13 protein-coding genes are annotated in these 20,923 nt (G+C 63.8%); 7 read left to right on the top strand and 6 right to left on the bottom strand.

Features of this window, described 5'->3' with window-relative positions; all coding sequences use genetic code 11:
* Positions 1-279 precede the first annotated feature (279 nt).
* The 6 genes from VFZ66_06100 to VFZ66_06075 all read left to right on the top strand — a co-directional run bounded on the left by VFZ66_06100 (position 280) and on the right by VFZ66_06075 (position 9,829).
* Entirely contained in the window at positions 280-3,357 is a 3,078-nt protein-coding gene (locus tag VFZ66_06100; protein HEX6288742.1) for a PAS domain S-box protein, read from the top strand.
* Between the two features lie 6 nt (positions 3,358-3,363).
* Complete coding sequence (locus VFZ66_06095) at positions 3,364-3,744, top strand: response regulator (protein HEX6288741.1); 381 nt, start codon at positions 3,364-3,366, stop codon at positions 3,742-3,744.
* 1 nt (position 3,745) lies between these two features.
* On the top strand, positions 3,746-4,549 hold the full coding sequence (locus tag VFZ66_06090; GenBank protein ID HEX6288740.1) for a class II aldolase/adducin family protein: 804 nt from the start codon (positions 3,746-3,748) through the stop codon (positions 4,547-4,549).
* Between the two features lie 247 nt (positions 4,550-4,796).
* The gene (gene deoC / locus VFZ66_06085; GenBank protein ID HEX6288739.1) at positions 4,797-5,798 is read left to right on the top strand and encodes a deoxyribose-phosphate aldolase; all 1,002 of its coding nucleotides are present in this window, start codon (positions 4,797-4,799) and stop codon (positions 5,796-5,798) included.
* 84 nt (positions 5,799-5,882) lie between these two features.
* Positions 5,883-8,333 carry an aldehyde dehydrogenase family protein gene (locus VFZ66_06080; protein HEX6288738.1) on the top strand — a complete coding sequence of 817 codons (2,451 nt, stop codon included), beginning with the start codon at positions 5,883-5,885 and terminating at the stop codon, positions 8,331-8,333.
* A gap of 218 nt (positions 8,334-8,551) precedes the next feature.
* Positions 8,552-9,829: a glucose-1-phosphate adenylyltransferase family protein gene (locus VFZ66_06075; protein ID HEX6288737.1), complete on the top strand. Its 1,278-nt coding sequence runs from the start codon at positions 8,552-8,554 to the stop codon at positions 9,827-9,829.
* 93 nt (positions 9,830-9,922) lie between these two features.
* On the opposite strand, the gene VFZ66_06070 is transcribed toward VFZ66_06075, so the two are convergent.
* From VFZ66_06070 to VFZ66_06045, 6 genes are all read right to left on the bottom strand, one after another.
* Complete coding sequence (locus VFZ66_06070; GenBank protein HEX6288736.1) at positions 9,923-12,517, bottom strand: DNA translocase FtsK; 2,595 nt, start codon at positions 12,515-12,517, stop codon at positions 9,923-9,925.
* 78 nt (positions 12,518-12,595) lie between these two features.
* Positions 12,596-14,281, bottom strand: coding sequence for a ribonuclease J (locus tag VFZ66_06065; protein HEX6288735.1), 1,686 nt, complete (start codon positions 14,279-14,281; stop codon positions 12,596-12,598).
* A gap of 195 nt (positions 14,282-14,476) precedes the next feature.
* Positions 14,477-15,043 (bottom strand): hypothetical protein, encoded by a 567-nt coding sequence (locus tag VFZ66_06060; protein HEX6288734.1) that lies wholly within the window; start codon positions 15,041-15,043, stop codon positions 14,477-14,479.
* An 80-nt stretch (positions 15,044-15,123) separates the two neighbouring features.
* Entirely contained in the window at positions 15,124-15,792 is a 669-nt protein-coding gene (locus VFZ66_06055) for a uracil-DNA glycosylase (protein ID HEX6288733.1), read from the bottom strand.
* 40 nt (positions 15,793-15,832) lie between these two features.
* Complete coding sequence (gene pgsA, locus VFZ66_06050; protein HEX6288732.1) at positions 15,833-16,444, bottom strand: CDP-diacylglycerol--glycerol-3-phosphate 3-phosphatidyltransferase; 612 nt, start codon at positions 16,442-16,444, stop codon at positions 15,833-15,835.
* 227 nt (positions 16,445-16,671) lie between these two features.
* A complete protein-coding gene (locus VFZ66_06045) occupies positions 16,672-18,627 on the bottom strand; it encodes an ABC transporter ATP-binding protein (GenBank protein ID HEX6288731.1) in 1,956 nt (651 codons plus the stop codon).
* 632 nt (positions 18,628-19,259) lie between these two features.
* Between VFZ66_06045 and VFZ66_06040 the strand changes: the two genes are divergently transcribed.
* Complete coding sequence (locus VFZ66_06040; GenBank protein ID HEX6288730.1) at positions 19,260-20,741, top strand: STAS domain-containing protein; 1,482 nt, start codon at positions 19,260-19,262, stop codon at positions 20,739-20,741.
* The last annotated feature ends 182 nt before the right edge of the window (positions 20,742-20,923 follow it).

Raw genomic sequence — 20,923 nt, 5'->3', positions numbered from 1 at the left:
ATCTTCTGACGGCTTTTCGTTATAATCTAGCGTAATTGGTAATGATCATGGCACCAGGTCCTACATCAGCCCTCCAAACAATGAGTAATGATTCTATAATACCCCCTGCGATGCGCCAGTACATCCACGGAAGCATGTAGCACAGGATACGTTCTTAGCCCTGGGATCGCAATGTCGTCGTGTTGGTCTTTTGAGAGTCGCCCGTTTCCGGCATAGATCATACAGCTCTGCAGATGATCGTCATGGATGGCATCGTCTGCACGGACGAGGAAGGTTCGCATGTCCAACGCTCCTTTCAGCAACTCGCAACCACCTGGGCTGCAAGACGAGTCGCGCGCCGCTCAGAGAGCGCCCGCCCCCGGCGCTGTGTCAGACCCACGGCCCGCGCAGCAGATCACATGCGCCGAGCAGGCGCCAGCCGAGGCCAGCGAGATCTATTACCGCACGTTGGTCGAGGCGCTTCCGCAGCTGGTCTGGACGGCCAATCCCGACGGCTACACCGATTTTTTCAACCGGCGCTGGTACGACTACACCGGCCTGACCGCTGAGGATTGCCTGGGCTGGGGCTGGGAAGCAGTGCTGCATCCCGACGATGTGCAGCAGACCGTCGAGCGCTGGATGGAGGCCGTGCGGACGGGAGTGAGCTACGAGATCGAGTATCGTTTGAGGCGCGGTGCCGACGGCGCGTATCGCTGGCATCTTGGGCGCGGGCTGCCGCTGCGGAATCAGGCCGACCAGATCGTCAAGTGGCTTGGCACCTGCACCGACATCGACGATCAGAAGCGCGCCGAGGAGGCCCTGCGCGAGAGCAAAGAGCGCTGGAATGCGGTGGTCCGCGCCACCAGCGACGCGATCTGGGACTGGGACCTGCTCACGGGCCAGGTCACGTGGAACGAAACCGCCAGCACGCTCTTCGGCTATACCCTGGACGTGATGCAGATCGACAAGCACTGGTGGCGCAACTGCATTCATCCCGATGATCGGGAGCGGATCTCGTCGGGCCTCGACGCCGCGATCAGGGATGGAGCACAGTCCTGGGCGGCGGAGTATCGCTTCCGCCGCGCCGACGGCTCCTATGCCTATGTCTTCGATCGTGGGTACGTCATCTACAATCAGGCCGGGCAGCCGGTGCGTATGATCGGCGCGATCGACGACTTGAGCACGCGCAAGCAGGCCGAGGCGCTTGCCAATGGGCAGAAGCACGCGCTGGAGATGATCGCGCTGGGCAAGCCCCTGGCCGAGATCTTGGAGGCGCTGGCTGTGCTGATCGAAGCGCAATCCGAGGGCATGCTCTGCGCGGTCCTGCTGCTGGACGAGATGGGGCAGTTCCTACGCTACGGGGCAGCGCCGAGCATTCCCGCAGGCTTTAAGCACGCCTACGAGCGCGTCCCGGTTGGCCTCAACAAAGGCTCGTGCGGCACCGCAGCCTTTCTCCAGCAGCCGGTTATCGCCGTTGACATCGCTACCGACCCGCGCTGGACCGACTTTCGGGATGTGACGCTGGCGTACGGCCTGCGCGCAAGCTGGTCGACGCCGATTATGTCGAGCGCCGGAGAGGTCTTAGGCACATTCTCGATCTACTACCGTGAGCCGCACGCTCCCGATCCGTTTGAATTCCATCTGATCGAGATCGCGACACACATCTGCGGCATCGCGATCGAGCGCACACGGACGCAGGAGGCGTTGCAGCATGCCCTTCAGCGGCTCACCTTCCACGTCGAAAACACGCCGCTTGGCATGATCGAGTGGGATCAAGACTACAGGGTGATGCGCTGGTCGCCTGCGGCGGTCAAGATCTTTGGCTGGCAGCCCGACGAGGTGCTGGGCAAGCAGCCGCATGACTGGCAGTTCGTCTACCGCGAGGATATCGAGACGGTGAACAACGCCATCGCGCACATGCTGGACGGGAGCAAGCGGCATACCGTGATGCTCCATCGCAACTACACCAAAAATGGTCGCGTGATCCACTGTGTCTGGTACTCCTCGGCCTTGCTGGATAGCGCCGGACAACTGGTATCGGTGCTGTCGCTGATCGAGGATGTCACCGCGCGGCTGCGCGCCGAGGAGGCGCTGCGCTTTGTGGCGGAGGCCAGCGCGCTGCTCACGTCGTCGCTTGAGTACGAGGAGACGCTCGCCACGCTGGGGCAGCTTATCGTGCCTAAGCTGGCCGACTGGTGTACGATCGACATTCTGGACGAGCGCGGCAGCCTCCAGAACCTCGTCGTCGTCCATGCCAATCCGGCCAAAATACAGTGGGCCAATGAGCTGCAAGAGCGCTACCCCGCCCACCCCGATACGCCGCGCGGCAAGTGGCATGTACTACGGACGGGCCAGCCGGAGCTGTTCTCCGAGATGTCGGATGAGATGCTGGTCAAGGCGGCTCACGATGAAGAGCATCTGCGGCTGCTGCGTGAGGTCGGCTTTACGTCGTACATCTGCGTACCGCTGATCGCGCGCAAGCGCACCTTCGGCGTGATCACGCTCATCAGCGCCGAGTCGGGCCGCCGCTACGATGACGACGATCTGGCGCTGGCCGGGCATCTCGCGCGCCGCGCCGCGAGCGCTGTCGATAACTCGCGCCTGTACCGCGAGGCGCAGGAGGCGATTATCGCCCGCGACGAGTTCCTATCGATCGCGTCCCACGAGCTGAAAACGCCGCTCACGCCGCTCAGACTACAAACCCAGAGTCTGATCCGCAGCGCGAAGCAGCGCGGCCTGCACGCGATCTCAGACGATCGACTGGTCGCCAAGCTCGCGCTTATCGACGAGCAGGCCGAGCGGCTGGCGCGCCTCGCCAACGACCTGCTCGATGTCACGCGCATCCGCTCAGGCAAGATCGAATTCCGGCTGGAGCGGGTGGACTTTGCGCAGACCGTGCGCGACGTGGCGCTGCGCTTCGAGGAGCAGTGCGAGGCCGCGGGCTGTCGAGTCCTGCTGCACATTGCCGGGCCGGTCTGGGTCAACGCCGATCGGCTGCGGCTGGAGCAGGTCGTTACCAATCTCTTGTCGAACGCGATTAAGTACGGTGGAGGCCAGCCGATCGAGATTCTTGTCGCGGAGGATACCACCAGCGCGCGGCTGACCGTCCGCGACTACGGGATCGGGATCGCGCCTGAGCACCTGGAACGAATCTTTGCCCGCTTCGAGCGCGCGGTATCGTCCCGTAATTATGGCGGGCTGGGCCTGGGGCTGTATATCGCACGCCAGATCATCGATGCGCTCGGCGGCGCGATCGATGTCGCCAGCGAGCTGGGCGTCGGCTCGACCTTTGTTGTAACATTACCACGGGCGATCACAACATACTCCAACACCGTCGATCAAGCCAGTGCAGCATCGCATCACCAGGCGAAGGAGTAACTTCTCATGGGTCTGACACAACCTTGCTCAGGGATCTTGATTGTCGAGGATGATCTGGCGATTCGTGAGGCGCTGACGGAGATTCTGGAGGACGAAGGCTATCAGGTGCAGGGCGCAGCCAATGGCCAGGAGGCGATCCAGTTGCTCCGCGAGCGTACGCCGCCGTGCCTGATCCTGCTCGATCTGATGATGCCGGTGATGAACGGCTGGCAGTTCAGAGCCGAGCAAAAGCAAGATCCGGTGCTCGCGCCCGTTCCGGTCGTCGTCATCTCGGCGGATAGCGATCTGAAGACCAAGGCGGCGGCGATCGAAGCGGTCGATTATCTGCCCAAGCCCGTCCAGCTAACCCGGCTGCTGGACACGATCGAGCAGTATTGCGGATCATAGGGTGCATGACCTGAGCTACAACGCGATCGTCGGCGACCTTGCCGAGGTGGGCACGCGCATGACGGCGATCGACGCCGCCGAGGCCGCTGCCGGAAACATCTCGGTCTTTGTGCGCGGCCTGGACGGGCTGGCTGGCGCGTTTCACGAGCGCGGCGCGATCGATCTGCCCGTCGCCGCTTCCGCGCTGGCTGGCGGCTGGGTCATCGTCACGGGTGCCGGGCGGCGGCTGCGCGATGTCGCGGCCACGCCGGAGACGACGATCTGCTGCCTGCGGATTCACGACGATGGCCTCCGCGCGACGTGCTACGCCGCGACGGAGGTATACCCGACCAGCGAGCTGAACTCGCATCTGGCGATCCACGACGACCACGTTGCGCGCTATGACCTGGCGTATCATGCCGTCGTCCACGCGCAGCCCGTGTACCTGACCTATCTGAGCCATATCGCGCGCTACGCCGAGACGCGGGCGCTCAACCGGCGGCTGCTGCGCTGGCAGCCCGAAACGATCCTGACGTTTCCCGAAGGCATCGCGACGCTGCCCTTCCAGATGCCGGGCTCGCCCGAACAGGCGGAGGTGACAGCCGCCGCCATGCGTACGTACCGCGCCGTCGTGTGGCAGCGCCACGGCATCATCACGCGCTCCGAGATCAGCGCGCGCAAGGCGGGCGATCTGGTCGAGTACGCCGAAACCGCCGCGCGCTACGAGTATCTCAATCTTCAGGCCGGAGAGCCGTCGAGCGGCCTGTCGGATGCCGAGATGCGGCTGATGTGCGAGCGCTGGCAGATCGAGCAGCAGATCTTCTAGCCAGCCGTCGCGTACTTGGCACGCCTGCCAGCCCATGCTATCATGGCTCTAGCGCGCCGTCAGGGTGGGATGTTCCTCACACCTGGGGTGGAGATACAAGATGGCATCTTGGCAGCGGTGCCCTGCGCAGGCATGAACGACCCGGAACGACATCGTTTGCGGGGGTTTGGCGTTTATCGCGCGTGCCGTCGTGGGATCGCATGGACCGGTGGCTGTAGAGAATCATTTGACGCAAGGAAAGAGATAGATGATCGAAGAACGTAAACGTGAGCGGGTGAAAACGCTTAAGCCCGCCGCGCACATTGCCCGCAATCCCGGCTGCGATCTCGACCTGGGCTGGGTCGAGGAGGTGCATGTCAACCGCAGCGCCGTCGAGCGCCGCACCGCCACACTGCCGGGCAGGCGCACCGTCAAGCAGGATTGGCAGGCCGCCTGGCTGCTGCGCGCGATCACCTGCATCGATCTGACGACGCTCTCCGGCGACGACACGGTCGGCACGGTGCAGCGCCTCTGCGCCAAAGCGCGGCACCCCATCCGCCCCGATCTGCTCGAAGCCCTGGGTGTCGGGCAGCTCGATCTGACGGTCGGCGCGGTCTGCGTCTATCACGCCTTCGTCCCGACCGCCGTCGCCGCGCTTGAGGGCACCAAGATACCCGTCGCCGCCGTTTCGACCGGCTTTCCGGCGGGCCTCAACCCGTTCGAGCTGAAGCTGCGCGAGATCGAGGCGTCGGTCAAGGCCGGGGCCAGGGAGATCGATATTGTGATCTCGCGCCACCATGTGCTGACCGGCGACTGGCAGGCGCTGTACGATGAGGTCAAGGCGTTCCGCGCTGCGTGCGGCGATGCGCACATCAAGACGATCCTTGCGACCGGCGAGCTGGGCACGCTGCGGAACGTCGCGAAGGCTAGCCTGGTCTGCATGATGGCCGGAGCCGATTTTATCAAGACCTCGACCGGCAAAGAGAGCACCAACGCGACGCTGCCGGTCAGCCTGGTGATGGTCCGCGCGATCCGCGACTACTACGTTCAGACCGGCTATAAGGTTGGCTTCAAGCCCGCAGGCGGCATCAAGACGGCGAAGCAATCGCTCGACTGGCTGGTCCTGATCAAAGAGGAGCTGGGCGATGACTGGCTCAGCGCGCAGCTCTTCCGCTTCGGCGCAAGCTCGCTGCTGGGCGACATCGAGCGGCAGCTTGAGCACCATGTCACCGGCCAGTACTCGGCCTCGTTCCGCCACCCGATGGGTTAGCGAGAGTCAGGAACCAGGAGCCAAGCGCCCTATCTCCTGATCCGGTTCTTGGTTCTCGGTTCCTGGTTCTGGAATGTAAAGTGTATGAGCATTGCTGAGATATTTGAGACGATGGAGTACGGCCCCGCACCGGAGAGCGCCGCGCCCGCCAACGCCTGGCTCGACGCGCACAGCCGACGCTTCGGCATGTACATCGACGGCGCGTGGACCGAGGCCGCCGAGGATCGCACGTTCGAGAGCATCAACCCGGCCAATCGTCAGGTGCTCGCGCACGTCACGCAGGCGACGCAGGCCGAGGTCGACGCTGCGGTTGCCGCCGCGCGCACGGCCTACGAGAGCTGGTCGCAGACGCCGGGCCACGTCCGGGCGCGCTACCTGTACGCGCTGGCACGACAGGTCCAGAAGCACTCGCGGCGGCTGGCGGTGCTGGAGACGCTCGACAACGGCAAGCCGATCCGCGAAACCCGCGACATCGACATCCCGCTGGTCGCGCGGCACTTCTACTACCACGCCGGCTGGGCGCAGCTCATGGAGTCCGAGCTGCCGGAGTACGGCCCGATCGGTGTGGTCGGGCAGATCATCCCCTGGAATTTTCCGCTGCTGATGCTGGCCTGGAAGATCGCGCCCGCGCTGGCGATGGGCAACACGGTGGTGCTCAAGCCCGCCGAGTGGACCTCGCTGACGGCGCTGGCCTTCGCCGAGATCTGCGCCGAGATTGGCCTGCCGCGCGGCGTGGTCAATATCGTCACTGGCGACGGCAAGGTCGGCGAGATGATCGTCAGGCATCCCGGCATCGACAAGATCGCCTTCACCGGCTCGACCGAGGTCGGGCGGATCATCCGCGAGGCGACGGCGGGCAGCGGCAAGGCGCTCTCGCTGGAGCTGGGCGGCAAGTCGCCGTTCGTAGTCTTCGACGACGCCGACCTGGACAGCGTGGTCGAGGGCGTGGTCGACGCGATCTGGTTCAACCAGGGCCAGGTCTGCTGCGCCGGATCGCGGCTGCTGGTGCAGGAGAGCATCGCGTCGCGGCTGATCGACAAGCTGCGCACGCGCATGGAGCGGCTGCGGGTGGGCGATCCCACCGACAAGGCGATCGACATCGGCGCGATCGTCGCGCCCGTGCAGCTTGAGAAGATCCGGCGGCTGGTCGAGCAGGGCCAGAGCGAGGGCGCGACGATCTGGCAGCCGTCGTGGGCCTGTCCCACCGAGGGCTACTTCTTCCCGCCGACGCTGTTCACCGATGTTGCGCCCGCCGCGACGATCGCGCAGGTGGAGATCTTCGGCCCGGTGCTGGTGACGATGACCTTCCGCACGCCTGCCGAGGCGGTCGCGCTGGCGAATAACACGCGCTACGGCCTGGCGGCCAGCGTATGGAGCGAGGACATCAACCAGGCGCTCGACGTAGCAGGCAAGATCAAGGCGGGCGTGGTCTGGATCAACAGCACCAATCTCTTCGACGCCGCTGCGGGCTTCGGCGGCTACCGCGAGAGCGGCTACGGGCGCGAGGGCGGCAAAGAGGGGCTGTATGAGTACGCGAAGTTAAAAGAACAAAAGAACAAAGGAACAAGGGAACAAGGAGAGCACCGAGAACCAAGAACCGAGAACCGAGAACTGGGGAACGGCAACTTGGAACTTGGAACTCGAAACTTGGAACCCGAAGCGTCAGGCAACGGGCACACGTTCGGGCTTCCCTCGATCGATCGCACGCCCAAGAACTATATCGGCGGCAAGCAGGCGCGGCCCGACTCCGGCTACAGCCGGTCGGTCTATGATCCGCAGGGCCGGATCGTCGGCGAGGTGGGCGAGGGCAACCGCAAAGATATTCGTAACGCGGTCGAGGCGGCCAACGCCGCCGCCAGGTGGGCCGAGCAGACCGGCCATCTGCGCGCCCAGATTCTCTACTATATTGCTGAAAACCTGAGCGCGCGCGCCGATGAGTTTGCCGCGCGCATCGTCGCGCAGACGCAGCGCAGCGCCGAGTCGGCGGCCCTGGAGGTCGAGCGGACAATCGAGCGGCTCTTTACGTACGCCGCCTGGGCCGACAAGTACGACGGCGCGGTCCATCGCACGCCCTTCCGCAACGCGACGCTCGCCATGCCTGAGCCGATCGGCGTGATCGGCATCGCCTGTCCCGACGAGTATCCGCTGCTGGGCTGCGTCTCGCTGCTGGCTCCGGCGATCGGCATGGGCAACGCCGTGGTGCTGATCCCGTCGGAGCGCCATCCGCTCTCGGCGACGGATCTGTATCAGGTGCTCGACACCAGCGACGTGCCCGGCGGCGTGGTCAACATCGTCACGGGAGCGCGCGACCCGCTGGCGAAGGTGCTGGCCGAGCACGCCAACGTCGACGCGATGTGGTACTTCGGGCCGCAGGCTGGCTGCGGAATGGTCGAGCGGGCATCGACGAGCAATCTCAAGCGCACCTGGGTTTCCAGCCAGCCCCGCGACTGGCTCGACAGGAGGGCGGGCGAGGGCGAGGTCTTTCTGCGCCAGGCGACGCAGATCAAGAATATCTGGGTGCCGTACGGGGCGTAGGGCCGAGCGTAGCGGAGGTTGGGGATGTGAGGTGTCCCCCAGCTCTTTCTCGCGTAGCTGTGCTGAGAACAAAGGAACAAACGGAGAACCAAGTGAGCAAATTCTCCCCCTCGCCTGCACCGCGAAGGCGAAGGCCCGCCTGAGCGCTGGGTAAGGGCCTGACGGAGAACAAAGAACAACTTGGAACTTGAAACTTGGAACTCGCAAACGAGGTGTCAATGAACGTACTAACCCTAATCCTGGCGGGCGGTCGTGAGCGTCGGTTGAGCATCCTGGCGGCGCAGCGAGCCAAACCGGCGCTGCCGTTCGCCGGGAAGTACCGCATCATTGATTTCGCTCTGTCGAACTGCGTCAACTCCGGGCTGCGTCGCGTCGCCGTGCTGCCCGACTATCGCCCGCAGCCGCTGATCGACCACCTGGGCCTGGGCGGTCCGTGGGATCTCGATCGGCGGCGGCCCAACGGCCTCTTCATCTGGCAGCCGTTCCGCGACGAGTTCGCCGAGGATGTGTACCGGGGCACGGCGGGCGCGCTCTACCAGAACCGGCGCAGGCTGGCCGAGAGCAACAGCGACGTGACGCTCGTGCTGGCGGGCGATCAGGTCTATACGATGGATTATCGTCCGCTGCTGCAACGACACGCCGAGCGCGGCGCGGACCTGACGATCGGCGTGGTCAACGTGCGGCCCGAAGAAACGTATCGCTTCGGCATGGTGACGACCGACGAGCAGAATCGGGTGGTGGCGTTCCACGAGAAGCCGCTCCAGAGCACCAGCACGCTCGGCTCGATGGGCGTGTACGTCTTCAGCACCGCCAGGCTGCTGCGCCGCCTGGAAGAAGACGCGCGCGATCCCGCATCGTCGCACGAGATCGGCCTGAACCTGATCCCGCGCATGGTGCAGCAAGACGCGGTCTACGCCGAGTCCTTCACCGGCTACTGGCAGGATGTCGGCAGCCTGCCGGTCTACTGGCGTTCGCAGCTCGACCTGCTGGAAGAGCAGCCCGCGCTGGACATCGCCGATCCGCGCTGGGTCATTCATACCCGCAGCGAGGAGCGCCCGCCGGTCAAGCTGCTGCCCGGCTCGAAGGTCCAGCGCAGCCTGATCTCGAACGGCTGCGTGATCCACGGGCAGGTGATCAACAGCGTGCTCTCGCCGGGCGTGTACGTCGAGCCGGGCGCGATCGTCCGCGACGCGATCGTCATGTCGGGCACGGTGATCGGCGCGGATGCGGTCGTCGATCGCTGCATCATCGACGAAAATACGCGGATCGGCGCGGGCGCGCAGGTCGGCACGGGCGATGATGTGCGGCCCAACGTCACCGATCCCGATCACATCACCGAGGGGCTGACCGTGATCGGCCCGCGCGTCGATCTGCCCGCCGGGACGGTCGTCGGGCGTCACTGCCGCATCGATCCCGAAGTGACGGCGGCGGACCTGCCGGGCACGGAGATTCCCAGCGGCACCACGGTTATGCGCGCGCTGACGATGGGGGCGTAGAGCGGGTGTCGGGGCGTTCGGCATACAACCAGGAGCCAACAAAAAAAGCGGGACGTGCTGCGTCCCGCTTCTTCTTTCGTCTGTCCCACACAGCTACAGCGGACTATCGTCTGTGTCGTCGTGGAGCACCTCACGCGAGCGCCCGCCCTCGGCGGGACCGACCACGCCATGCTGCTCCAGCAGATCGATCAACTGCGCCGCCTTGGAGTAGCCGATCCGCAGCCGCCGTTGCAGCAGCGAGGCCGACGCGCGCTCATGCTGGCGCACAAGCTGGATCGCCTTCGGCAGCAGCTCGTCCTGCTCAGCAGGATTCAACTGTCCGGTATGCGATTCGGGCAGCGGCGAGACGCCCGGCACCAGCTCCTGGCTCGCTGGCTCGGCCTGATCGCCCTCACGGGCTACCGGCTTGAGCGGCAGCGGCTTCTTGCCGCCAGGAGCAGCGCCCGTCTCGTCGGCAGGCTTCTGCGCGGCCCGCCAGAAGCGCGTCAGCGACTCGATCTCACGATCCGAGACGTACGTGCCCTGCACGCGGATCGGCTTGGGTGCGTCCGACGCCAGGTAGAGCATATCGCCGCGACCGAGCAGTTGCTCCGCGCCCGACTGATCGAGGATCACCCGCGAGTCGATCTGCGATGTCACCGCGAACGCCATGCGTGTCGGGAAGTTCGCCTTGATCAGGCCCGTGACCACATCGACCGACGGGCGCTGCGTCGCCAGGATCAGATGAATACCGATCGCGCGAGCCATCTGTGCCAGACGGCAGACCAGCGTCTCGACCTCGTCGGGAGCCATCATCATCAGGTCGGCCAGCTCGTCGATGATGATCACGATGTAGGGCAGCGGCTCCAGGCCAGCGCCGCCCTTCTTCGCCACCTTGTTGTACGAGTCGATATTGCGGAAGCCTTTTTGCGCCAGCAGCTTGTAGCGCCGCTCCATCTCGCGCACCGCCCACTTGAGCAGGCTGACCACGCGCTCAAGCTCCGTCACCACCGGCGCGAGCAGATGCGGAATGTTGTTATAGACGATCAGCTCGACCATCTTGGGATCGACCATGATAAACTTCAGCTCTTCGGGCGTACACTGCATCAGCAGCGTACACACGATCGAGTTGACCGCGATCGACTTGCCCGATCCGGTCGATCCGGCGATCAGCAGATGCGGCGCTCTGGTCAGATCGGTAATCACCGGCGTGCCCGACACATCCTTGCCCAGCGCCAGCTTCAGGCTAGCCTTGTGCATGCTGAACTCGTCGGTGTCGAGCACCTCTTTCATCGAGACGAGCGAGATCGCCATGTTCGGAATCTCGATGCCGATGTAGGACGTGCCGGGGATCGGCGCTTCGATGCGGATCGACGGCGCGGCCAGCGCCAGCGCGAGATCTTTCTCCAGGCCCGTGATGCGGCTGACCTTAACGCCGACCGCTGGCTGGAGCTGGTACTGCGTCACGGCAGGGCCGGGATTCATCCCCACCACCTGCGCCTCGATCTTGAACGACGCCAGCGTCTCCTCGATGATCCGCGCCTTGGCACGCTTCTCGTTGTCGTCGACCTCGCTCTCGCTGAAGTGGTCGAGGATCGTCACGCTGGGCATCGGCCAGATCTGGCGCGGCGTGCTGGCGTCGATCTCGGCGATCTCCGGCTCCACCGCAGCCTTATCCTTGTCCTTGGACGGCTCAGAAGCCGCTGGTGCCTTGACCGGCGCGGTCGACGCAGGCATTGCGGTATTGGTAATCTGCGACACGTCGATCCGCTGCGTCTCGGCGTTTGCCAGCGCTACCCGCTGCGGGCTGACCGGCTCGGCTTTAGCCGCCTGGTTCTCCGGACGATTGAAAAGGCTGGCCTGCGTCGGACGGGCGGCGATCGGCGTGAAGATCATCTGGCGCTGCATCTCTTCATCGCTGAGCTGCGCCGGAGCATGCCGAGCCGTCTCTGGATTCTTCTGCCCGCCGTTGAGCGGCGGACGCGGCGCGCGCTTGGTCTTCAGTTCCTCGGCAAAGGGCACCGGCTCCGGCTCCAGATCGCGGTCGGGATTCAGCACCTCGACATGCTCGCCCCACAGCAGCAGCCACAGCCCTTGAGCGCCCGCGCGGAGCTTGCCGAAGATCTGCCGCAGCGTGACGTTGAAGGTCAGCATCACGCCCAGCACGAAGAGCAGCGCCAGCAGCACGCCCGCGCCCGCCAAGCCAAAGCCCATCATCAGCCCCAGGTCGATCGCGCCGCCGATCGACGTGGGCGCGTCCAGGCCGTCCTCGAAGATCGTGCGCGTGCTGTTCCACTCGACCGCCGACAGCAGCACGAAGGCCAGCAGCACCACGCCCAGGATGTTGCCGCCGGTGATCGGCGCGTCGACGAAGCGCTCCTGCCACAGGATCAGCGCGCCGACCACCATGAACAGGATCGGCAGGATCACGCCGCTGTTGCCGAACGCCGCCTGGATAAAGCCGACGACGCCCTGGCCGACGACGCCCGGCTCCGCGCTGCCCAGCAGCACCAGCAGCAGAAGGCCCAGGCCCATCAGCGCAAACGCGAACATCTCGCGCTGCTGCTGCGGCGAGAACCACGGCCTGTACCTGGGCGCAGCTTTACGCGAGGCCGTGCTGCTCCGGCTGCGCGGCGATTTCCGCTGCATCGTGGCGTTTTTCGTGGCGCGCGATGACGCCTTTTTGGGCTGTGTTCGCTTTCGGGCCATGCTTGCTCATTTCAGGCCCTCGCTCCGTGATCGCTCCGCTCCCACGTGCTGCGGGAGCAGAGACGGGCAGAGGGTCGCTTAAACCTCCATCACCACCGGCAAGATCATCGGACGACGGCGCGTTTGCTGGTACAGGTACTCGCTGGCCGTATCTTTGATCTTGCGCTGGAGATAGTTCAAATCGGTGCTGCTCGTGCCGCTGAGCCCGTCATGGTCGGCAAAGCCATTCAGCGCCGTGCGCACGCGCTCCTTGGTGCTGTCGATCAGATCGGTCGACTGGCGGACATGCGTAAAGCCGCGACTGACCACATCCGGCCCGGCGATGACTTTGCCGGTAACGCTGTCTACGCTGACGACGATCATCAGAATGCCGTCCTTCGCCAGCATCTGCCGGTCGCGGAGCACCGCGTTGGTGACATCCCCGCCGATCGTCGTGCCGTCGACGTAGATCAGGCCGCCCTGCGCCTTGCCGGTGATCTCGCCGTAATCCTGGCTAAACTCCATGATCGCGCCGGTTTCTGGCAGCAAGACGCGCTCGGAGGTGTAGCCCATGCTCAGCGCCAGCTTCCGGTAGATCGCCATGTGACGATAATCGCCGTGGAATGGCACGACGAACTGAGGCCGCAGCAGCGCCAGCGCCATCTTCAGCTCTTCCTGCGCGGCGTGCCCCGACACATGGATGCGTGAGTCGGAGCCGTAGACCACCTCCGCGCCCAGGCGGTACAGGTTGTCGATCACCTTGTGGACCGACGTTTCGTTGCCGGGGATCGGCGTGGCCGAGACGACGACGGTATCGCCCTCTTTGATCTTGAGATGCGGATAGTCGCGGTTTGCCATGCGCGCCAGCGCCGCCATCGGCTCGCCCTGGCTGCCGGTACAGACCACAACCAGCTCGTCGTCGCGGTACTCCGACATCTGAGTAGGCCGAATCATCAGGCCATCGGGCACTTTCAGATAGCCGAGCTCCTGCGCGATCCGCACGTTGTTCTCCATCGACCGACCGGCGGGCGCGACCTTGCGGCCATACGCATCGGCGGTGTCGATCACCTGCTGCACCCGCGAGATATTCGACGCAAAGGTTGCGACGATGATCCGGCCCTGGGCGATAGCAAAGATGCTGTCGAATGCCTCGCCGATCACCCGCTCGCTGGGCGTCACGCCCGACGACTCGGCGCGCACACAGTCGGTCAGCAGCAGCAGCGGATTGCGCCGTCCCAGCTCCGCCATCTTGGTGACATCGGTCGGCCAGTTATCGACGGGCGTGTGATCGAACTTCCAGTCCGTGAGATAGATGACCAGACCCGCTGGCGTGCTAATCCCAAATGCGACCGCGTCGGGGATCGAGTGCGCGATGTGAAACGGCTCGATCGTGAACGGGCCGACGGTGTACTTGCCGCTCGCCTCGATCGTGCGCCGCTCGACCTTATCGAGCAGCTTGTGCTCCTTGAGCTTGGGCTGGATCAGCCCCAGCGTGAGCGTCGTGCCGTACACCGGCGGCATCCCGATCAGCGGCAGCAGGTAGGGCAGCGCGCCGATATGATCTTCGTGGCCGTGCGAGATAAACACGCCGTGGATCGTGACGTTGCGCTCTTGCACATACGTGACATTGGGGATGATCAGGTCGACCCCCAGCATTTCGCTTTCGGGAAACATCACGCCCATGTCGAGCACGATCGCGTCGTCGCCGTACTCCAGCACCCAGCAGTTGCGCCCGACTTCGCCCGCACCGCCGAGCGAGATAACACGTAATCGATTCTTTGGCATATAAGAAGCAGAGCACGGCCCGTGCCGGCTCTTACTTTCTCCTTTCGCTCATTCGGTTGATGGCAGCCCATCGACTACCAATGCTCTGCATATCAAACGAACAAAGAGCCAGACTCAACCGTCAAGGATCAAAGGATCAGCGGTCAGAAGTTCAAAGCTTCGAGTTCAAGGCCCTTTGTTCTTGGTTCTTGGTTCTTAACGTGCCAGCTGCAAACCGGCGCGGGCGACAATCGCCGCGATCAGCTCGTCACGATCGGCGACATGCGCGTAGATCGGAATCCGGCTGCGGCCAAACGCCTGCCGGTGCAGCCAGCGCAGCACGCGGCTGCGAATCTGGCAGATGCCCGCATCGTCGACGATCAGCTCGTGGACCGGCGCATTCGATTCGGGATCGACCTGCCGCAAGCCTTTGATCGCCGTCCAGGGATAGAGCACCGAGATGCCCTGCACGGTATCGTACAGCAGGCCGTCGTCGCGCACAACATACGTCGTCGACCATTCTTCCAGCAGATTCCAGAGCAGCAGCGGCGCTGCGACGATCAGCACGCCAAACAGCAAAGCCGGTACAACCTGGCTCGCCGTCAGCCCATCGCGGATCGCCGCGCCCAGCGTACTCGGCAGACGCAGGTAGCTCACGGTCACGTTCTGTGTGCTCAGAATATCCGGCAGCTTCCATAGGGTAAAGAGCCATACAGCCAGAGCGCCCAGCATCAGCAGCAGCGTGGCCCGGCGACCCGTGGCGTTCAAACGGTATGTTTTCATCTAACGTATAGCCTTGTCTGTTGCAAGTTTCGCGCCAGGTATGCTCGATCGAAGGCACACCGCGCCCTGGATTGTACAAGCTAAAACAGCGATAGTTGCTCAGGCTCCGCAGGTGGTAGATCAGGTGCAGATGATGGAGCATTCGACGCGGCTTCCTCGGCGAGCACCTGCTCCAACCGTTCCAGCAGCCGGGGGATCTTGCGCATATCGCGTACCGCGTCGGGCATCGCCGCCATGTTACGCAGGACATACGCCGGGTGAAAGAGCGGAATCAGCACGCGGCTGCCGTCGCGTCGCGCCTGCCCGTGCACTCTGGTAATCTTCGCGCCGGGGAAGAACTTTTCCATCGAGTAGCGGCCCAGCGTCGCGATCAGCTTTGGCTGCAACAGCGCGATCTGACGCTCAAGGTAGCCCGCGCACGCCGCGATCTCCTCCGGCTGCGGATCGCGATTGCCGGGCGGGCGGCACTTCACCACGTTGCCGATCCAGACATCATCGCGGGTCAGGCCAATCTCGGCCAGCAGCTCTTCCAGCAGCTTTCCGGCCTGACCGACAAACGGGCGGCCTTGCAGGTCTTCGTTGCGACCGGGAGCCTCGCCGATAAACATGATCTCGGCGTTGACGGGGCCTTCGCCCGGCACGGCGCGGGTACGGCCTTTGTGTAGCTCGCACGCGGTGCAACGGCGCACCTCGTCCGCGATCTCCTCCAAGGCCGCAGCAATTGTCTCGTAATCGCGTGTCTCGTCCATTATGTTAGCTTAAAATTATACCAAACCCTGGCACATCTGTTCAAGTGCGGAAGAGCGGCGCGGCTTTGCGCATATACTCGTAGCCCGAATAGATCGTCAGCAGCACCGCGCCGACCATCAGCCAGTAGCCGATCCTGAGAAAGATCTCCAGCGCCTGGTAGACTCCGCTCGGCTCGAACAGCGGCAGCAGGCTGTCGATTGGCCGCTCAGGAAACCCGGCGCTGGCGGCAACCAGCATCCAGACGATCGCGATGATCGTCAGCAGCATCTTATGCTTGCCCCACTTATCGGCAGGAATGACCATGCCCTCGGCGGCGGCGAACGAGCGCAGCCCTGTCACCACAAACTCGCGCACAATGATCACGATCGCGATCCACGGCGCTAAAATTCCGACCGCGACCATCGAGATCAGCGTGGCGGCGGTATAGACTTTGTCCGCCGTCAGGTCCAGAAAGATGCCGATGTTGCTGACCCAGCCATAGCGCCGCGCCAGCCGCCCATCGACCGTATCGGTGATAGCCATAATTACGAACAGCAGCGCAGCGGCAAAGAGACTCCAATGTGTCGCCAGCAGGATCAGCACGACCAGCGGCACCGTCGCGACCAGCCGTGCGAAGCTCAGCAGATTGGCGGGATTTAATGGCACTTGCACACACCGCTCCTCTATCGGAAACCGCCCAAGTGTAGCTTATTCGGCATTGTGCCGCAAGCGGCGGGATGCCCATGTCGCATCCTCGTACGATCGTCAGCTTCTTTCATTATCCGCCTTTTCCGCGCGACAGGAGGCTGATTATAGCCCTCGACACGCAAAAAGCGCGTGGCAGGGTTTCGCTCCCTCCCACGCGCTCCGCGCTATACCTGGCCTGCGCGCCGCCCGCGCTAGCTCGTCGTCAGCTCCGGTACCTCGGCTTCGGCTGGCGGCTGCGGCGGCTGCTCGCGGAACTGCGTCTGGTACAGCCGCGCGTACAATCCGCTCTGCGCCAGGAGCTCGGCGTGGGTGCCCTGCTCGACCAGCTTGCCGTACTCCAGCACCAGGATGCGATCGGCGGCAAGAATCGTCGACAGCCGGTGCGCGATCACCAGCGTGGTGCGGCCTTTCATCACCTCGACCAGCGCGTCCTGAATCGCGCGCTCGGACTCGCTATCCAGCGACGAGGTTGCTTCGTCGAGCACCAGGATGCGCGGATTTTTCAGGATCACCCGCGCAATCGCCAGCCGCTGCTTCTCGCCGCCCGACATGCGGTAGCCGCGCTCGCCGACGATCGTCTGGTAGCCCTCCGCTAGCTGCGCGATCAGATGGTGGATATTGGCCGCGCGTGCCGCCGCCTCCAGCTCGGCATCGGTCGCGTCGGGCTTGGCATAGCGCAGATTGGCCGCGATCGTGTCGTGGAAGAGATAGGTTTCTTGCGTCACCATACCGATATGCTGCGCCAGTGTATCGAGCGTCAGATCGCGTAGATCGTGGCCGTCGAGCAGAATCCGCCCGCGCGTTACGTCGTAGAGTCGCGGCAGCAGATAGGTGATCGTCGTCTTGCCCGATCCGCTCGGCCCGACCAGCGCCACCATCTGCCCCGGCGCGACCCGGAACGATACGTCCTCCAGCGCCCAGTGACGGCTCATGATCGGCTTGATCGTGCCATCCGGCTCGATGCTGCCCACCGGCTTATCGCGCGACGAGAGCGCCGTCGCGGCGGATTCGGGCAGCTCGAAGTAGGAGAACGCCACGCCCTGAAACTCGACCGCGCCCTCGACATCCTCAAGATGGACCGCGTTGGGCTGCTCTTTGATCTCGATCGGCAGGTCCAGCACCTCGAAGACGCGCTCGAAGCTGACCAGCGAGGTCGCAAACTCGACGCGCGCGTTGACCAGCGCCGACAAGGGGCCGTACAGCCGCGTCAGATACAGCGCAAACGCCACAAGCTCGCCCGTGGTCAGCGCGCCGCGAATCGCGAAGTAGCCGCCGACCCAGTAGACCAGCGCCGCGCCCAGCGCGCTCGCCAGGCCGATGCCCCAGAAGAACCAGCGCCCGATCACCGCCTGCCGCACGCCGACATCGCGCACATCGCCCGCGTGCTGGCTGAAGCGCGCCACCTCATCGTAGCGGCGGCCAAAGAGCTTGACCAGCAGCGCGCCGCTCACGTTGAGCGTCTCGCCCATCTGCGCGTTCATCTTGCCGTTGTACTCCATCTGCTCGCGCGTCAGCCGTCCCAGCACCCGCCCGATCCGCTGTGACGGCAAAATAAACAGCGGCAAGATCACGATTGAGAGCACCGTCAGCTGCCAGTTGATCGCGATCATGTACAGCAGCGTGATCACCACCAGCACGACATTCGTGATGATGCCGACCAGCGTCGTCGTCACCGCGCGCTGCGCCCCGACCACATCGTTGTTGAGCCGCGAAACCAGCTCGCCCGATTTGGTATGCGTAAAGAAGCGCAGGCCCATCTGCTGCATATGATCGAAGAGCGCGCGCCGCAGATCGTAGATAATGCCCTCGCCCACCAGCGAGCTGATGCGCCGCTGCCACACGCCGATCAGACCGCTGACCAGCGGCAGCGCAACCATGCCCAGGCCGAGCCAGGTCAGCAGCCCCAGGTCGCCGGGCCGATCACCCTGCGGCAGCGCGCGGTCGACCAGGATCTTGAGCAGTTGCGGCTGAAGCGAGTCGAGCAGCGAGGTCAGCAAGATGCCAACCAGCATCCAGATGATCGACCAGCGGTAGGGCGCGGCGTAGCTCCCTACCCGTTGCAGCAGTTGCCGGCTGATCGTGGGCCGGTCGCGCTCCTCGTCGAAGCGCACCAGCGACCACCAGTTTCCCGCAGGACCATGAAACATAGGCATCTCACATGAAATACTTCTTAGAGAACAAAGGAACAAAAGAACAAGGGAACACCATTGAACTTGAAACTCCCGCCCCAACCCCTGTTATTGTAGCGCGATCGGCACGATCCTGCCCCGGCAGAACCGCCAAGCCGAGCCTAGTCCTTCGACCAGGAGACAGCCGCAGCCTGGTTGTGCTCTCCGCGCAAATCCTGTACCTAGAATGTAGGCCCAAAGGAGGCAGCGCCAAATAGTTCTCTACGGTTAACAATCTATAAAAGCACATCGCCTAACGATGCTATACTAGCGTATTGATGGGCTGTACTCGGACCATCGACGCGGATTGGCACATACCGAAACCAACACGTCCACTTATGGACAGGACGTACGCGGTCGCTGGTTCACCAGGGACATGGTAGCCTGCGGCAGCATGGGACGACCCGGTTCATGGGTCTGGTTTCGCGCTTACAGCGCGAAACCAGACCCAAAAAAGACGGTGTACCGCTCTGCCGCAGGCCCGGAATGCTCACCGCGTAACTCCTGTTATGGAAAGGCATATCCCCCAGCATGCTATCGAATAAATGTTGTGCCGGTTTCCTACCTCCATCTCTTCATCCTCCGATCCTCCCCGACATAAGGAGCGCGCTATGCTCGCGATGATCGGCATCGTTCCCACACTTGTGGTTAGCACGATCATGGCGACGGTGGTCTGGATGCGTTATCGTCAGCAGCGAGCGGGGCGATGCTTCATTGCAGCAGCGGTGGTACAAATCCTCCTGGCACTCGCGGGCGCTCTCCGGCGCGAAGCGGCCAACCCGCAGGTTATCGTCGTAGCCGCGACCGTCTCTTGGATGCTGCTGGCGCTGCTGGCCTTGAGCTTGCTGCTCTTTTTCGCCGCGCTCTACACGCCGGAATGGTGGCAGCGGCCTCGGCTCATCGGCTGGATCGCGCTGCCGTACATCCTCGTCATGGCGTTCATCGCGATGAATAACCTGCTGGGCACGGGCTTGTTGATCGGCGGGGTGGAACGCAGTGAAAACGGCCTTCAGATCGTTTCAGGGCCGCTTAGCCTCGCGATGGGTCTGATCTCGACAATCGGCTGGATTCCGCATATGGCGCTCCTGATTCGCACGTTCATCTATCAGCCCAGAGAGCGCCACGCGATCCTGGTGCTGATCGGCCTGCTGATCTTCTCCACGATCACCGGGTTTACCATGCGGGCGAATCCGTTTCTTGCGCCGTTCATCAGCATTGTGAATCAGGTCGTGCTGATTAGCTCTCTGGCCTACCTCCTGTTCCAGCGCAAGATCTTCGAGACGACCGAGGTCGTGATGGATCAGGCGCTGGCGAACATGGTCGAGGGTATCGCCGTGATTACGCCGGACGCGACCGTCGGCTTCACCAATCGGGCGATCGAGCAGCACCTTGGCCTACACCAAGGGCGCAGCATTGATGTGATCGGCGCGCAGGGCTTCGATGCCGCCGCGATCTGCGCGATCCTGAAGGCCGATCGCACCGAGGCCATTCTGGAGACAGACACCCATTCGATTGCGATTACAACCAGCCCGATCATCTACAACCGAGGCCAGATCGAAGGTCACTTGCTGCTGACGCGCGATGTCACCCAATCGCGCGCCAATGAGCGAGCGCTCCGGCAGCGCCAGGACGAGCTGCTGCAAACCGTCGAGGAGCTGCAAAAGGCGCAGGCATCTCAGCAATCGCTGGCCGCGACCGTCCGCTCTCTCTCGCTGCCGATCATTCCCGTCGCCGTCGGCGTGATCGTCATGCCGCTGATCGGCGCGCTCGACCAGCAGCGGGCCTGGGATTTTGAGCAGCGCTTTTTAGAGGGCATTCAACAGCACCAGGCTTATACGGCGGTGCTCGACCTCACAGGCGTTCCGCCGATCGACCAGGACGCCGCCAGCGTCGTGATGCGCGCGGTCGGAGGCGCGAAGCTCCTCGGCGCACAGACAATCCTGGTCGGCATCCGGCCAGAGATCGCACAATCGATCGTCGCGCTGGGCATGAGCAAAAACGGCTTTGCTACCGCGCTGACGCTTCAGGATGCGCTGGACACACTGCTGCATCGGCGGGCCAGGCCAGCAAACGGAACCGTTCGCGCAGGATAGTCAACCAAATCATTCTTCCAGTCTACGCACAGCGCCGCTCATTTGATGTGAGCGGCGCTGTGCGTACCGGGCCAGTCTCTCAGGGCGCGCCAACCTCGGAGGTTACGCCTTTGGTAAAGGTATAGCCGTCCGCGTCGGCATCGACCACGATCGTATCGCCCTCGCGGAACTCGCCGCGCAGC

The organism is Herpetosiphonaceae bacterium (assembly GCA_036374795.1).
Taxonomy (GTDB): Bacteria; Chloroflexota; Chloroflexia; order Chloroflexales; family Kallotenuaceae; genus LB3-1.
This window is presented reverse-complemented; position numbering and strand designations above follow the sequence as displayed.